General features: G+C 62.2%; 16 protein-coding genes. 5 read left to right on the top strand and 11 right to left on the bottom strand.

What is annotated here, in order from left to right; translation table 11 throughout:
- Positions 1-75: 75 nt before the first annotated feature.
- Together KJQ96_RS10805 and KJQ96_RS10800 are read right to left on the bottom strand one after the other, a co-directional pair.
- Positions 76-861, bottom strand: coding sequence for a 2-keto-4-pentenoate hydratase (locus tag KJQ96_RS10805; protein WP_213286614.1), 786 nt, complete (start codon positions 859-861; stop codon positions 76-78).
- 16 nt (positions 862-877) lie between these two features.
- A complete protein-coding gene (locus KJQ96_RS10800) occupies positions 878-1,447 on the bottom strand; it encodes a L,D-transpeptidase (protein WP_213286613.1) in 570 nt (189 codons plus the stop codon).
- A 268-nt stretch (positions 1,448-1,715) separates the two neighbouring features.
- Here KJQ96_RS10800 and KJQ96_RS10795 point away from each other — a divergent pair, with 268 nt between their 5' ends.
- Together KJQ96_RS10795 and KJQ96_RS10790 are read left to right on the top strand one after the other, a co-directional pair.
- A complete protein-coding gene (locus KJQ96_RS10795; protein ID WP_028348340.1) occupies positions 1,716-2,402 on the top strand; it encodes a response regulator transcription factor in 687 nt (228 codons plus the stop codon).
- Between the two features lie 51 nt (positions 2,403-2,453).
- The gene (locus tag KJQ96_RS10790; protein ID WP_028348341.1) at positions 2,454-2,894 is read left to right on the top strand and encodes a cyclic nucleotide-binding domain-containing protein; all 441 of its coding nucleotides are present in this window, start codon (positions 2,454-2,456) and stop codon (positions 2,892-2,894) included.
- Positions 2,895-3,034: 140 nt separating this feature from the next.
- Here KJQ96_RS10790 and KJQ96_RS10785 read toward each other — a convergent pair whose 3' ends face one another.
- The 4 genes from KJQ96_RS10785 to KJQ96_RS10770 all read right to left on the bottom strand — a co-directional run bounded on the left by KJQ96_RS10785 (position 3,035) and on the right by KJQ96_RS10770 (position 8,536).
- Complete coding sequence (locus KJQ96_RS10785) at positions 3,035-3,850, bottom strand: exodeoxyribonuclease III (RefSeq protein WP_213286612.1); 816 nt, start codon at positions 3,848-3,850, stop codon at positions 3,035-3,037.
- A 74-nt stretch (positions 3,851-3,924) separates the two neighbouring features.
- A complete protein-coding gene (locus tag KJQ96_RS10780) occupies positions 3,925-4,731 on the bottom strand; it encodes an outer membrane lipoprotein carrier protein LolA (protein ID WP_213286611.1) in 807 nt (268 codons plus the stop codon).
- A gap of 118 nt (positions 4,732-4,849) precedes the next feature.
- The gene (locus KJQ96_RS10775) at positions 4,850-7,297 is read right to left on the bottom strand and encodes a DNA translocase FtsK (protein ID WP_213286610.1); all 2,448 of its coding nucleotides are present in this window, start codon (positions 7,295-7,297) and stop codon (positions 4,850-4,852) included.
- A gap of 12 nt (positions 7,298-7,309) precedes the next feature.
- Positions 7,310-8,536 carry an aminotransferase class I/II-fold pyridoxal phosphate-dependent enzyme gene (locus tag KJQ96_RS10770; RefSeq protein ID WP_213286609.1) on the bottom strand — a complete coding sequence of 409 codons (1,227 nt, stop codon included), beginning with the start codon at positions 8,534-8,536 and terminating at the stop codon, positions 7,310-7,312.
- Positions 8,537-8,708: 172 nt separating this feature from the next.
- Between KJQ96_RS10770 and KJQ96_RS10765 the strand changes: the two genes are divergently transcribed.
- Together KJQ96_RS10765 and KJQ96_RS10760 are read left to right on the top strand one after the other, a co-directional pair.
- Positions 8,709-8,945: an AbrB/MazE/SpoVT family DNA-binding domain-containing protein gene (locus KJQ96_RS10765; protein WP_057844908.1), complete on the top strand. Its 237-nt coding sequence runs from the start codon at positions 8,709-8,711 to the stop codon at positions 8,943-8,945.
- Complete coding sequence (locus KJQ96_RS10760; RefSeq protein WP_213286608.1) at positions 8,942-9,352, top strand: type II toxin-antitoxin system VapC family toxin; 411 nt, start codon at positions 8,942-8,944, stop codon at positions 9,350-9,352. The genes KJQ96_RS10765 and KJQ96_RS10760 overlap by 4 nt, the downstream gene beginning before the upstream one ends.
- A 125-nt stretch (positions 9,353-9,477) precedes the next feature.
- On the opposite strand, the gene KJQ96_RS10755 is transcribed toward KJQ96_RS10760, so the two are convergent.
- The 4 genes from KJQ96_RS10755 to KJQ96_RS10740 form a co-directional block, all read right to left on the bottom strand.
- On the bottom strand, positions 9,478-10,920 hold the full coding sequence (locus KJQ96_RS10755) for an ammonium transporter (RefSeq protein ID WP_213286607.1): 1,443 nt from the start codon (positions 10,918-10,920) through the stop codon (positions 9,478-9,480).
- 37 nt (positions 10,921-10,957) lie between these two features.
- Positions 10,958-11,296: a P-II family nitrogen regulator gene (locus KJQ96_RS10750; protein ID WP_028348349.1), complete on the bottom strand. Its 339-nt coding sequence runs from the start codon at positions 11,294-11,296 to the stop codon at positions 10,958-10,960.
- A 308-nt stretch (positions 11,297-11,604) separates the two neighbouring features.
- Positions 11,605-12,912: an ammonium transporter gene (locus KJQ96_RS10745; protein WP_213286606.1), complete on the bottom strand. Its 1,308-nt coding sequence runs from the start codon at positions 12,910-12,912 to the stop codon at positions 11,605-11,607.
- Between the two features lie 90 nt (positions 12,913-13,002).
- The gene (locus KJQ96_RS10740; protein WP_028348351.1) at positions 13,003-13,341 is read right to left on the bottom strand and encodes a P-II family nitrogen regulator; all 339 of its coding nucleotides are present in this window, start codon (positions 13,339-13,341) and stop codon (positions 13,003-13,005) included.
- A gap of 248 nt (positions 13,342-13,589) precedes the next feature.
- Here KJQ96_RS10740 and KJQ96_RS10735 point away from each other — a divergent pair, with 248 nt between their 5' ends.
- Positions 13,590-14,477 (top strand): DUF4339 domain-containing protein, encoded by an 888-nt coding sequence (locus KJQ96_RS10735; RefSeq protein ID WP_213286605.1) that lies wholly within the window; start codon positions 13,590-13,592, stop codon positions 14,475-14,477.
- A gap of 13 nt (positions 14,478-14,490) precedes the next feature.
- On the opposite strand, the gene tesB is transcribed toward KJQ96_RS10735, so the two are convergent.
- Entirely contained in the window at positions 14,491-15,351 is an 861-nt protein-coding gene (gene tesB / locus KJQ96_RS10730) for an acyl-CoA thioesterase II (protein ID WP_028348353.1), read from the bottom strand.
- Positions 15,352-15,449 lie beyond the last annotated feature (98 nt).

Raw genomic sequence — 15,449 nt, 5'->3', positions numbered from 1 at the left:
GACGTCCTCAGTCAACAAGCATCGGTGGTTATGGGTCCCTGCGTTCGCAGGGACGACATCGATTGTGAGCAGCGCTTATTCGAACCCGACCGACACCTTACCGAGCGCGCCGAAATCGACAGCGCAAAAATCGCCTGACTGAATTGGCAGCGGTGGGTGACAGGTGCCGGTGGTGACGACGCGGCCGGCTTTCAGCGTCACGCCAAGCTGGCGCAGTTCGTTGGCGAGCCAAGTCAGCGCAATGCGCGGATCGCCCAACACGTTCTTGCCGTGGCCAACGAATTGCTGGCCGCGCATCGTGATAACCGGCCGTTCCTCGACGAGGTCCATTGAACGCCAGTCGGCGGTTGCCGCCAGCCCCAACACGAACAGATGCGCACAGGCATTGTCGGCGATGAGCTGGGCTTCGCCGGCACCGACGAAATCGGCAAACCGCGAATCCGGAATTTCGATGGCCGGATGCAGCGTGTCGACCGCATCGAGGACCTGCTGCGTCGTATAGGGTGCGGAGCGCGCCGGCAGATCCACGCCCATGCGAAAGGCGAATTCGGGTTCGGCGACGCGCATTTCGTTGCCTGCCATCGAAGCCGTTCCGCCGTCGCGGATGACGGTTTCCGCCAGAATGCGTCCAGCCATGGGGCCGTCGACGTTGATGTGTTTTTGTCCGGCCTCGCTGGTGGCCGCGATCTTCCAGCCGAACAAACTATCGGACGAGTATTTTTCGATTCCCGCCTGGATCGCGTAGGCTTCAATGCGGTCGCGCGGCCGCAGCGATTCGTCGAGGCCGGAAAATTTGGTGCCGTCGCGCCAGTGGTCGTGCAGGATCTTTGACGCGGCCGTTATTGCGTTCCTGTCGAACATTGTTTTTGCTTTCCCATCAGCCGATCATGATTTTCGTCTGCGGACCCATTCGCCGCAACAGCCGAAGCATGGCGGATTTCGTCATTGAGACGCATCCCGCCGTGGGCGAGAAATTGGTTCGCGCCAAATGCAGGAACACGGCGCTGCCACGGCCGGCAATTCGCGGCGAGCTGTTGTGATCGATCTCGACGATGAAGTCGTAGAGGTGATCTTCGCGCGTCAGCCGATCACCAGCCTGATCCCGGACCAGACGGATTGGCTGGTTATAACGGCGATCCTGCGGGTCCTCGCACCAGGCATCTTCGGGCCGGATCGGCCGAACCGGCAGATATGTCCGCGGCCTGGGATGCCGGTCGGCGCGCCACCACAATTGCAGCGGATGATAGATGCCTCGCGGCGTGCCGCTGTCGCCCTCCCGTTTGTTGGCGAGGATGCCGCCGCGGCCAAGTGCCACCGGCACGGTCCAGCCGCCCGCCGTCAGCCAGCCCCGGCAGGGGTTGCCGGCAGCCCTGTGGACCCGGATTGCCGTCAACGGCCGATCACGCGCAACTTTCTGATAAGTGATTGAAGTACCGTTACTTTCCATGCCAATGCCCGAATCCTGGGGTTGCTTGCCCTGCCTCAATTGTCCTATTTGGCGGCATTACAGGACATTCATCCAAACGCGCCTCAAATTTGGGATAGACTGCGGTTCGGCTTGTGAAATTGTAACAATCTCCTACCTCAATGCGAATCAGTGCCTGATAACCCGGCTTGCTTGTGAAGTTTGCCCGCGAATCAGGTTGTTATCGACCAAGACCCGGCTTGAGACGCTCTCGCTTGTGTCGCCGCCTGCCTCAAGAGGATCGTATCCTATGCCCAATGCCCGCAAGATCCTGATCGTGGATGACGACACCGATCTGCGCGATACGTTGGTGGAGCAATTGTCGCTGCATGAGGAATTCGAAGCCTCCGCAGTCGATACCGGCGCCAAGGGCGCCAGCGCCGCCAAAGCCAATTCCCCCGATCTGGTACTGATGGACGTCGGCTTGCCCGATACCGATGGAAGGGAGGTCGTGCGCAGCCTTCGCAAGGGTGGCTTCAAGGCGCCAATCATCATGCTGACTGGCCACGACACCGACTCCGACACCATTTTGGGGCTCGAATCGGGCGCCAACGACTACGTCGCCAAGCCGTTCAGGTTTGCCGTCCTGCTCGCCCGTATCAGGGCGCAGCTCCGCCAGCACGAGGCCAGCGAGGACGCGGTATTCTCCGTCGGCCCTTACAGTTTCCGGCCCGGCTCCAAGATGCTGACCGCCGCCAATGCCAGGAAGGTGCGGCTGACCGAGAAGGAAACCGCGATCCTGCGCTTCCTCTATCGCGCCGGCCAATTGCCGGTGTCGCGCGAGACGCTGCTGCAGGAAGTCTGGGGTTACAATTCGGGCGTTACCACGCACACGCTGGAAACCCACATCTACCGTCTCAGGCAGAAGATCGAGAAAGATGCGGCCAACCCGGAAATCCTGGTGACGGAAGCCGGTGGTTACAAACTGGTGCCGTGATACGATTCGCAACCACGATTCGTAATTTTCGCGCATCCCGGTCAACGGTCCATGTCGATCGACGATGATGTAGCCCTGCTTGAGCGGGTCCCGACATTACGCCTGTTGGGAACGGCGGCGCTGCGCATGCTGGCGATCGGCTCGGAGCAGCGCGATTTCTCTCCCGGCGATTATCTGTTCAATGCGGGCGACGACGCGGATGCGGGCTATATCGTTCAGCGCGGTTCGTTCCGCGTCGAGGACGGCGGCGCTGAAGTCGTTGCGGGCCCCGGGGCCCTGATCGGCGAGTTGGCGCTGATCGTGGCCATGAAGCGACCGTCCAGCGCGGTCGCGCTTGATCATTCCTCGGTTATCCGGGTGTCGCGCAGCCTGTTTCAGCGTGTGCTCGAAAGTGACCCCGCCGCGGCGCGCCGCCTGCGCGACGAACTCGCCACCCGGACCAGCCAGCTCGCCAGCGATATCCTGATGGCAGGCGCGAAACTGAGTATCTGAGCCCCGTCGTCCCGGACAAGCGAAGCGCGATCCGGGACCCATACGCCGCGGCTTCTCTTTTGGGCAATTTGGGTAGATGGCTTTCGTAACACGAAGGCCTGTGGTTATCGGCCCCCACATTGGCAGGGGCGACGGAGGACCTACACCTCCAGCGTCACCGTGACAGGCACGTGATCCGATGGACGCTCCCAGCCGCGCGCATCGCGGGTAATCCTGAAATCGCTGACGGCGTCCTTCAGCGCGCGCGAGACCCAGATGTGGTCGAGCCGACGGCCACGGTCGCCCACCGTCCAGTCGGCGGCGCGGTAGCTCCACCACGTATAGACCTTTTCCGAAAGCGGGATCCGCTCGCGCGCGACGTCGAACCATTCGCCATGGGCCTGCGCGGCCAGGAGCTTTTCGCATTCGATCGGCGTGTGCGAAACGACCTTCAGAAGCTGCTTGTGCGACCACACGTCGTTTTCATGTGGTGCAACATTGAGATCGCCGACCAGGATATGCCGGTCGTCACCACGCGGATGCAGCGGTTCGCAGGCTTTCATCTCGTCGAGAAATTTCAGCTTGTGATCAAACTTCGGATTGAGCGCGGGATCGGGAATGTCGCCGCCGGCCGGAACGTAGAAATTGTGCAGCACCAGTGGCTTTGCAAGCTGAGCCTTCTCGCCGAAAGCCACCGAAATATGCCGCGAATCGATCTTTTCGCAGAAGGTTCTGATATCGGTGGCGTCGAAGGGCAGTTTCGAGACGATGGCGACGCCGTGATAGCCCTTCTGCCCGTTCAGCGCGACATGCTCATAGCCGAGACGCTTGAACCGCTTCAGCGGAAAAGCATCGTCGATACATTTGGTTTCCTGCAGGCACAGCACATCCGGTCGCGCCGATTTGAGGAATTTGGCGACGATATCGATGCGCAGGCGCACCGAGTTGATGTTCCACGTTGTCAGGGAAAAACGCATGTGAGCCGTGTCTTACCACGGTTCCTGGCGCGCATTTCCTCCTCTCCACAGAAAGAATGGGGAAAGCGCGTCGCTCAGTTCGCCGGAGTGAAGTAGTTGGTGAAGTCGATTTTGAACAGGCCGGGATCGACCTTCTTGGACGAGTCCAGATTGTAGACCGCTACCGTGGTGTCGTAACCCTGCGGGTCGGTCACCGTCCATTGCTTGAGCTGCCCGTCCTTGACGCCAACCATCAGCATCAATCGGCTGGTGCCGATCAGGGCCTGCTTCTCCTCGATGGTGACGCTGATGTAGACGTCATCGGCCGTGACGCTGACGACATTGGTATCCTTCAATAGATCGATCCGGTCCGATAGCAGGAAACGCAGCGGCGTTTGCGACAGCGGATAGATGTCCTGGGTCGCGAGCTTGCGATCGCGCACGGCCAGCGATGAACCGTCGGCGATAATCGCGATCGGACTCGGCTCGTCATATTCGAAACGTACCTTGCCCGGCTTCTGGATGTAGAAATCGCCCTTGGTCCTGCTGCCGTCAGGGCCGACTTGCACGAAATTCCCGACCAGCGTCTGCAGCGACGATAGATATGAACTTACCCGCGCAGCCTGTGCCTTCTGGTTGGCATCAAAGGTTGCGAAAACATTGGTCGGGACATTGCGGCGCGGATCCGGAAGCACCGGATTCGGCGGCGCCTGGGTGGCGCCGGTGGTCATCGGCGCTTTTTCCTGTGCGCTCATCTGCATGCCGCCGTCGCGAGCCTTGGGCGCGGGCTTCGGAACCGGCACGGTCTGTGAGAGGGCCGATGTCGCGAAGCCGGCGATGGATATGGCGATCAAAAGGGCCAGTCCGGAGCGCAGCCCGCGATGGGTGGATTGTTGTGTCATCAGATATTTCGGATCTCTATTCGACGAGGCATCCCGCTGCCGGCCAGTTTATCGCGCTTCGACCGAAGGAGATATCGTTTTTCCGTGAAATCGTTGCGCCGAATCCAGGTTCGGCGCTTTAGAATCCGCCCTCTTCCTCCTCGACCAGAATTTCGCGCTTGCCGGCGTGATTCGCCTGCCCAACGATGCCTTCCTGTTCCATTCGTTCCATCAGCGAAGCGGCGCGGTTGTAGCCGATTTGCAGCCGGCGCTGAATATAGGACGTCGAGGCCTTGCGGTCGCGCTTGACGATCGCAACCGCCTGCGCGAACAGGTCGCCGCCACCATCGCCGCCCATGCCGGTGGAATCGAATACCGCCCCGTCTTCTTCGCTCGGTTCCTCCGCAGTGACCGCTTCCAGATATTCGGGTGCGCCTTGCGTCTTGAGGTGACGCACCACCTTCTCGACTTCTTCGTCTGAAGCGAATGGTCCGTGCACGCGGCTGATGCGACCGCCGCCGGCCATATAGAGCATGTCGCCCTGGCCGAGCAGTTGCTCGGCGCCCATCTCGCCGAGAATGGTGCGGCTGTCGATTTTCGACGTGACCTGGAATGCGATGCGGGTCGGGAAGTTCGCCTTGATGGTGCCGGTGATGACGTCGACCGACGGACGCTGCGTCGCGAGAATGACGTGCAGGCCGGCGGCGCGCGCCATCTGCGCCAGGCGCTGCACCGCGCCTTCGATGTCCTTGCCGGCCACCATCATCAGGTCGGCCATTTCGTCGACGATGATGACGATATAGGGCAGCGGCTCGAGCTCGAGCTTTTCTTCCTCGTAGATCGCCTTCCCGGTTTCCTTGTCGAAGCCGGTGTGCACCGTGCGCGTCAGCTCCTCGCCCTTGGCCTTGGCTTCGACGAGGCGCTGGTTATAGCCGTCGATATTGCGCACACCGAGCTTGGCCATTTTCTTGTAGCGCTCCTCCATCTCGCGCACCGCCCATTTCAGCGCCACCACCGCCTTCTTCGGATCGGTCACGACCGGCGTCAGCAAATGCGGGATGCCATCATAGACAGAGAGCTCGAGCATCTTCGGATCGACCATGATCAGGCGGCACTGATCCGGCCTCAGGCGATAGACCAGGCTGAGGATCATGGTGTTGATGGCGACGGATTTGCCGGAGCCGGTGGTGCCCGCGATCAGCATGTGCGGCGTACGGGCCAGATCGATGATGATGGATTCGCCGCCAATATTTTTTCCGAGGCAGAGCGGCAACTTCACCGTCGACTCGTTGCTGTCCTTTGTGGTCAGCAATTCACGCAAGTAAACTTTTTCACGATGCGCATTCGGCAGCTCGATGCCGATGGCATTGCGGCCGGCAACCACGGCGACGCGCGCCGAAAGCGCACTCATCGAGCGAGCGATGTCGTCGGCAAGGCCGATGACGCGCGAGGATTTGATGCCGGGCGCCGGTTCGAGTTCGTATAGCGTCACGACCGGGCCGGGATTGGCCTTGACGATCTCGCCGCGGACGCCGAAATCGCCAAGCACGCCTTCCAGCGCGCGCGAATTGGCCTCCAATTCGGCCTTGCTGAGCGGCTGCCGGTCCGACGCCTTCGGCGCCGTCAGCATCGAGACTGAAGGGAGTTCGAACTTGTCGGACTTGCGCGCCGCTGCACGCGGTGCAGGCTTCTTGCGCGGAGCGCGTGCGGCCGGGACTTCCTCGTCCTCCTCTTCCTCTTCTTCTTCGTCCTCGAATTCCTCTTGCTGCGGGGCCAATGCCGGTGCGCCTCGGCCGCCGAGGCTCGGTTCCTGACGTTCGAACGAGGACTTGCGAGGCGGCGGCGAACTCGACACCAATGATCGGTAGGCCACGCCCATCAGCCATCCGAGCCGAGCCTTTGCGCTCATCAGGGCATGGTACACCCAACCGAGCGATACCGAACTGCGATCCTCTTCTTCAACGAAGGGCGCATCATCGTCCTCTATCGGCGTCAGCTCTTCCTCTTTCGGGCGCGAGCCCCAGCCGCTGGCAAACAGAAAGGTCGCAGCCATCGCCGCAAACAGGACGATGCCGAGCACGAGGCGAAAGGTGAAGCCGGCCGGGCCAAACACGACGGCGGGCGCACGCACCAGCGCGTCGCCGACGACGCCACCAAGGCCGGTCGGCAGCGCCCACGCGCCGCCATGCGGCCAGCAGCTCGCAAAGCCTGCCGCGATCACCGTGGATAGAATCCAGCACCCAAGACGCAGCGCTTCGCGGTCGAAGGCGCGATGGGTCAGCATGCGCCAGCCCCACACCGCGACGGGGAGGATCAGCATGATCGCACCGAGGCCGAGAATCTGCATCAACAGATCGGCGCCGATTGCGCCGGGGTAGCCGAGAACGTTCCGGATCGGGCGCGACGTCGCGTGGCTCAGGCTCGGGTCCTGCACCGACCACGTCATCAGCGCCGCCGCCGCCACGCCGGACAATGCGATCAGGCTGAGGCCGGCGAGCTCGCGCAGCCGCCGCGCCAGTGCCTCGCGGATCGAGACCGGCAGATGACCGACCAGGGGAATGACACGTTCGATCGCTGGCATGCTCATGGGGCCCTGCGATTAATCCAGAATTTCGACCAGCCGGTGCAATGCCTCGGCCGTTGATTCACTATCGGAGACCAGCGCCAGGCGGATGTAGCCGGCGCCGGGATTGAAGCCGTCAGGCTGCAGCCGCGACAAATAGCTTCCGGGGATCACACGGACACCCGCATCTCGATAGAGTTTCACCGCCGCCGCCTCGTCGCCACCGCGTTCGGATACGTCGAGCCAGACGCAAAATCCCCCGGCGGGCCGCACATAGCCGTAGCGGCTGCCCAGGATCTGGTCGGCAAGATCGAACTTGATGCGATACAGCCTGCGGTTTTCTTCGACATGGGTCTCGTCGCTATAGGCGGCGACCGCGACGTGCTGCAGCGGCACCGGCACCTGCGGTGCTGCGACGTTGCGAAACTCATGGAAGGCGGCGAGGAACTTGCCATCCCCGGCGGCAAAGCCGACGCGCATGCCGGGCAGATTGGAGCGCTTCGACAGCGACTGGAACGCAACGACATTGGTAAAGTCGGGCCCGGCGCATTCGAGCGCGCTGCCCGGCGCCTGCCTGGTGTAGATTTCCGAATAGCACTCGTCGCTCAGGATCATGAAGCCGTAGCGGTCGGCGAGGGTCTTCAGCCGCGTGAAGTAATCGCGCGAGGCGACGGCGCCTTGCGGATTGGCGGGCGAGGCAATGAACATCACGACGGTTCGGGCCAGCGTCGCCTCGTCGAGCGTATCGAGGTCCGGCAGGAATCCGTTGGCGAGCGTGGTCGGCAGGTAGATCAGTTCGCAACCAGCGGCCCGGGCGCCTGCGCCATAGGCCGGATAGAACGGGTTGGGCATCAGGATCGCGGGCCTGCCCTTGCGCGGGCCAACATAGCGGGCGGCGGTGATCGCCGCGAAAAACAGCCCCTCCCGGCTGCCGTTCAGCACCAGGATTTCGCTCTCGGGGTCGATCGGGCGGGGGAGCTGGAACCGGGTCGAAAGCCAGTTGGCGGCGGCGCGTCGGAACGGCTCGATGCCCTTGGCCAATGGATAGCGGCCGAATTCGGCAATGTGTTTCGCCAGCACCGGCCCGACGAAGCCAGGCACCGGGTGCTGCGGCTCGCCCAATGACAGCGTGATCAATGGCTTGGCCGGCTGGTAAGGCGCCAGCAGCTCGGTCGTGCGCAGGAACGGCGAGCGTTCGGCCTGACCGGCAGAGGTTGCACTGCCAGCGCCTTGCGCCACGCCGGAAGAGGCGATCATTGCCATGTCTGAAACGCCAGCACTTTCAAAAGCGGTCAAAGGGCTTAAGCGAGCCCCGCAAACCCATCAAACCACCATAGATACGGCGAGGTTAAGACGCGATTAACCATCGGCTGGTCTGGACAATTTGCAGGGTATTACCATATTTTGAGCGGGTATTACTTCCGGGAGTTCTGCGATGGCGACGACAGTTACGAGCAAGGGCCAAGTGACAATTCCGAAACGTGTCCGCGACTATTTGGGGATTCAGCCTGGCAGCCAGGTGGATTTCCGCCGCAGCGCCGATGGTGGTGTGGTGATCGAAAAAGCCGATGGGCCTCGGCCGCCTAGCAGGTTTGCCAAAGCGCGAGGATCGGCTGGGCCGGGCATGACGACCGATGAGCTGATGGCTCTCTTGCGTGGCGAACCGGAATGACGCTCGTCGATTCGAACGTCCTCCTGGATGTCGTCACCGACGGTGAAACATGGGCGGACTGGTCGCAACAACGGCTCGAACAAGCGGCCTCGTCCGGGCCGCTTATCATCAACGATGTCATCTACGCCGAGATATCGACGCGCTACGCCACAGTCGAAAGCGTGGACGCGATGCTCCGCGATTTGGACATCGAACTGGCGGCGATCCCGCGCACCGCGCTCTTTCTCGCGGGCAAAGCTTACCTGGGGTATCGTGGCGCCGGGGGCCTTCGCACTGGCGTGCTGGCGGATTTCTTCATTGGCGCTCACGCCGCCGTCGAACAGCTATCTCTGCTGACACGCGATGCAAGGCGTTATCGAACCTATTTTCCGACTGTCGAACTGATCGCGCCGGAACGGGAACAGTAGCGGCACAAAAAGAAAGGGGCTCCAGCTTGCGCTGGAGCCCCTCAACGGTCAGGGCATTGCCGGGTATGTGCCCGAACCGGAGTTGTGGATGCGATCCCTTCTAAGAGATCGCACCCCGGGAGAACTTACATGTTGTAGGCGCGCTCGGTGTGCTCGGTGACGTCGAGGCCTTCACGCTCGGTCTCGACGTTGACACGCAGCCCGACGATGACGTCGACGACCTTGAACAGGATCGCCGAGCCGATGCCGGACCACACCAGCGTGGTGCAGACACCCCAGAGCTGCGAGGTCATTTGCGCAACGAAGTCGTAGTCGGCGATCTTGCCGGCGACGTAATCCATGACGCCGGTGCCGCCAAGCGCCGGATTCACCAGGATGCCGGTGCCGAGCGCACCGACGATGCCGCCGACGCAGTGGACACCGAACACGTCGAGCGAGTCGTCGTAGCCGAGCGAGTTCTTCACCACCGTGCAGAAGAACAGGCAGACGACGCCGACCACGAGGCCGAGCACGATCGCGCCCATCGGACCGGCGAAGCCGGCTGCGGGCGTGACCGCCACGAGGCCCGCGACCGCGCCCGACAGCGCGCCGAGCACGGAAGGATGGCCCTTGACGATCCACTCCGCGAACATCCAGGCCATCGCCGCCGCTGCGGTCGCAACGAAGGAGTTGGTCATGGCAAGCGCGGCGCCGCCTGAGGCTTCGAGGTTCGATCCGGCATTGAAGCCGAACCAGCCGACCCAGAGCAGCGAAGCGCCGATCATGCTCATGGTCAGCGAGTGCGGAGCCATCAGCTCCTTGCCGTAGCCGACACGCTTGCCGATCAGGAGCGCACCGACCAGACCGGCGATACCGGCGTTGATGTGCACCACGGTGCCGCCGGCGAAGTCGATTGCGCCCTTCTTGAAGATCCAGCCGGCATCGGCGTTGATCTCGTCGAGCTTGGCCTGCGCCGCGGTCTTCGCCGCACCGTCAGTCGCCGCGGCAAGCGCCTTGGCTGCGTCCGTGATCAGGTCCGGTCCCGGCCAATACCAAACCATGTGCGCGATCGGGAGGTAGATCAGGGTGACCCAGAGCGGCACGAACAGGGCAATCGCGGCGAATTTCATGCGTTCGGCGAAGGCGCCGACGATGAGGGCGGGGGTGATCGCCGCGAACGTCATCTGGAAGCAGATATAGATGAGCTCGGAGATGTTGGCGTCGACGCTGAAGGTCGCCGCTTTCGAATCCGTCGTCACGCCCATCAGGAAGGCCTTGGAGAAGCCACCGATGAAGTCGGAACCGCCGGTGAAGGCGAGGCTGTAGCCGTAGAGCGCCCAGAGCAGGACGACGATGCAGACGGTATAAAAAACCTGCATCAGCACCGAGAGCATGTTCTTGGCACGGACGAGACCGCCATAGAACAGCGCCAGGCCCGGGATGGTCATCAACAGCACCAGCACTGTCGATGTCAGCATCCAGGCGTTGTCGCCCTTGTTGACGGTCGGCTCGGCGTAGGCAGCGGTCGCGGCGAACAGGCCGACTGCGAGGGCCGCCAGTCCCGCGCTATAGGGACGTTTAAACGTCATTTGATTTTACTCCTGAGTGGTAGGTTTGTGCGCGAAATCAGAGGGCCGCGGCATCTGCCTCGCCGGTGCGGATGCGTACCGCATGGTCGAGGTTGATGACGAAGATCTTGCCGTCGCCGATCTGTCCTGTCTTGGCAGCCGATGTGATGGCGTCGATGGTCTTGTCGACCTGGTCGGAGGCGATCGCGACCTCGATCTTGATCTTGGGCAAGAAGCTCACGGCGTATTCGGCGCCACGATAGATTTCTGTATGGCCCTTCTGGCGGCCATAGCCTTTGACTTCCGTCACCGTGAGACCGTGAACGCCAATGGCGGTCAGGGCGTCCCGGACTTCTTCGAGTTTGAATGGCTTGATGATCGCCATAACAATTTTCATGGGTCTTGGTCCCCCGCTTGGGCCCGGGTCAGGCGGACCGGGCGTTCTCGACTGAGGTTCACCACGCGGAGATGTTCACTACGCGGGCACAGCCGGGACCCTTAGAATCAAATGCCGTGCCAGATCGGGATCGTTACCTAACAGACTATGAATCCGGACCTTTTCGCCCTCAGCGAGAAATGCATCTTCCTGCGCCATTCCGCCGCGCCCAAAGCGTAGTCAGGCCTGCCCAAAACGTGGGCAGAGTCTGACGGCCGACGCAATCGTGCTCAGCAGCAGGGCACGAAAACGGTAATAAGGTGGGTGGCCTATTGCAGGGCTTCGCCGTGCTGCGAGATGTCGAGGCCTTCCAGCTCCTGCTGCAACGAGACCCGCAGCGGCGCGAACACGCCCACCAGCTTGAGCAGGATAAAGGTAATGCCGCCAGACCAGACGAGGGTAACCGCTACGCCATAGAGCTGGGTCAGTACCTGCTGCGCATTGCCCTCGATCAGGCCGGCAGTACCCCCGATCGCGTTCACCGCGAAGACGCCGGCGAGCAATGTGCCGGTCAATCCCCCGATGCCGTGAATGCCGAACACGTCGAGCGAGTCGTCATATTTGAAGCGCTGCTTGAGCCAGGTGCAGGCCCAGAAGCAGAGCGTTCCCGCGACAATGCCAATGACGATGCCGTGCCACGGCGCGACGAATCCTGACGCCGGCGTGATCGTGCCGAGGCCCGCGATCGCGCCCGAGATCATGCCGAGTACCGACGGTTTGCGCCGGGTCGCCCATTCGATCGCGGCCCAAGTCAGCGCGCCGGCGCAGGCGGCCAGATGCGTCGCGGTGATCGCCATGATGGCGCGCGAGTTCGCGGCCAGCGCCGATCCGCCGTTGAAGCCGAACCAGCCGACCCACAACAATCCGGTGCCGATCACGGCGAGCGAGAGGTCGAACGGCGCGAGGTTCTCGCTGCCATAGCCGTGACGCCGGCCCATCACCATCGCAGCTACCAGTCCGCCCACGCCTGCGGAAAGATGCACGACGAGACCGCCGGCGAAATCCAGCACGCCCATGCTGGCAAGGAAGCCGCCGCCCCATACCCAGTGCGCGAGCGGCACATAGACGAACATGAACCAGCCGACGGAGAACAGGAGATAGGCCGAGAACCGCATCCGGTCGGCCACTGCGCCCGCCACCAGCGCCACCGTGATGATCGCAAACGTCATCTGGTACAGCATGAAAAGCGCTTCCGGAATCGTCTTCGCCGCCGGATTGACGCTCTCCATCGTCATGCCGATCAGAAACCAGCGATCGAGCGTGCCGATCCAGGCGCCATCACCGACAAACGCCAGCGAATAGCCGAAGGCCACCCAGAGAATCGAGATGATCGCGACGGCGGCGAGGCTTTGCGCCATGGTCGCCAGCACGTTCTTCTTGCGCACCATGCCGGAATAGAACAGCGCCAGGCCCGGTATCGTCATCATCAGCACCAGCGCGGTGGCGACGATCATCCACGCGGTGTCGGCGGCACTGATGGTGGACGTCTCGGCCTGCGCCGGCGTGACGAGTGCGAAGCTCGCCGCAAGAGCAATGAGCGCAGCATTGCCTGCTGCACGATACGATGGTGCCCCCATAAAAATCCCCCGGCCTGTTGTCGTTTCGTTGCCGCTTCTGGCTTCGCGCGTTCAGCGTCGTTGCCGCCGCGCCTTGAATTCCGTGATGTCTCAGAGCGCGTCGCTATCGGTCTCGCCGGTGCGGATTCTCAGCGCATGGTCGATCGGCGTGACGAAGATCTTGCCGTCGCCGATCTGCCCGGTACGCGCGTTCGCGGTAATGACCTCGACCGCTTTATCCGCAACGTCGGAGGCGACCGCGATTTCGATTCGGAGCTTGGGCAGGAAGTTCACGACATATTCGGCGCCCCGATAGATTTCGGTGTGGCCCTTCTGGCGGCCGTAACCCTTGACCTCCGTCACCGTCATGCCGTGGACGCCGATGGCGGTCAGCGCCTGGCGTACCTCGTCAAGCTTGAAGGGTTTGATGATCGCGACGACGAGCTTCATGGTCAGGCCTTCATTTCTCTGGGGTATTTTTGAGCATGCGACAGGCTGGGTGCCCCGACGGCGGACCGCCGATGCAAATCTGGCATCTTTCTGGGCAAATGGCACAAAAAAGTTGCAGGTAGAAGGGGAAAACATTTCGAGCTGGTGACGTCGATCACTGTACAGGCACCTGTAACGTCCGCCAAAATGCGGTTTCACCCCCAGCCGCCCGCCGGCTACCTCCATTTTCCACGGCTCAAGGAAATAAAATGTCGAACCGATCGTGGTTTTATGCAGCCAACGGACAGCAACAGGGTCCTTATCCGGAGTCCCAGCTTCGCGACCTCATCACCCGCGGCATGGTCGGGGCGGATACGCTGGTCTGGACCGAGGGAATGTCGGGCTGGCAGCGGGCAGGAGAAATTCCGGGGATGATACCCGGCGGATCAGGTCCGCCCGCCTTCCCGCAACCCGGTGGCCCATCTACGGCTGCAGGTGGAGGTTACGGCGGCGGTGCGCTATCGATCGATGTCGGGCTGTGGGAACTCCTCGGGCGCAGCCTTGTGTTCGTCATCGGGATGGTGCTGGTGATTCCGGCACCCTGGGTTGCGACCTGGTTCTATCGCTGGATATTTTCCCGGCTCTACGTGCCGGGCCGGCCGAACCTTGTTTTCACCGGCCAGCCTCTCGACATCTGGTACGTCTTCATCGCCATCGGCATTCTGACCTATGTAGGCTCGGCCGACCTCTATTACCTGCAATACCTCTCGATCCCGATTCAGGCCGTGCTGACCTGGATGGTCATTCGCTGGATCGCCTCCAACCTGAGCTCCAACGATCAGCCGCTTCCGATCGCCTTCAACGGCAGCGCGTTGGGTTATGTCGGCTGGCATGTGCTGTTGTATGTGTCCTTCATTACCATCGTCGGCTGGGCCTGGGTGGTCACGGCCTGGATGCGTTGGATCTGCCGCAACATCGACGGCACACAGCGCGAAGTCATCTTCATCGCGTCCGGACTGGAAGTGCTGTGGCGAACCATCGTGTTCGTGATCGCCTGCATCTTCATCATTCCGATCCCCTGGATGCTGGCCTGGTACGCTCGCTGGTACGCGTCGCAATTCGCGCTGGCCGAGCGCGGAACGCTGGCGAACGTGTAGCGCGCCCGAGCTCTTACTTGCGCTGGCGAACCGAGCCTTCCTGGGCGACCGACGCCACCAGTGTGCCGTCAGGCTTGAAGATCAGGCCGCGGGTCAGTCCGCGGCCGTCCTGCGCGCTCGGCGAATCCTGCGCGTAGAGCAGCCATTCGTCAGCGCGGAACGGCCGGTGAAACCACATCGCGTGGTCGAGGCTCGCCGGCATCATGCGCTTGTCAAACAGCGTGCGGCCGTAGCGCGCCATCACCGCGTCAAGCAGCGAGAAATCCGACGCGTAGGCCAGCGCGCACATGTGCAACGCCGGATCGTCGGGCAGCTTGGCTGCTGTCCGGATCCAGACGTGGATGCGCCCGTCCTCGATCTTCTGGCCGAAATAGCGGCCGAGCTCGACCGGGCGCAGTTCGATCGGCCGGTCGGATTCGTAATAGCGGCGGATGAATTCCGGCATCTCGCGGAACATCGGCTGCTTTGCCACTTCCTCCGCGGTGAGTTTTTCCGGCGGCGGCACGTCCGGCATCTTGTCCTGATGGTCGAAGGCGCCTTCCTCCTCGGCATGAAAAGAAACCATGATGGAGAAGATCGCATTACCGTGCTGGATCGCGGTGACGCGCCTTGTCGAATAGCTCTTGCCGTCGCGCAGCCGTTCGACCTCGTAGATGATCGGAATCTGCGGATCGCCGGGCAGGATGAAATAGCAATGGATCGAATGCGGCAGGCGGCCTTCGACAGTGCGGCATGCCGCGACCATGGCCTGCCCGATCACCTGTCCGCCGAACACCCGCTGCCAGCTCGTCTTCGGGCTGTTGCCACGGAACAGGTTCACCTCGAGCGGCTCCAGATCGAGGATGGAAATCAGGTCAATCAGGCCTTTGGACATGGTGGTGCTTTCGGTTGGATTCCAGCGTCATTCCGGGATGGTCCGAAGGACCAGACCCGGAATCTCGAGATTCTCAGGGGCGCAAGGGGCGCCCCATA

Source organism: Bradyrhizobium sp. sGM-13 (genome assembly GCF_018398875.1).
Classification (GTDB): Bacteria; Pseudomonadota; Alphaproteobacteria; order Rhizobiales; family Xanthobacteraceae; genus Bradyrhizobium.
This window is presented reverse-complemented; position numbering and strand designations above follow the sequence as displayed.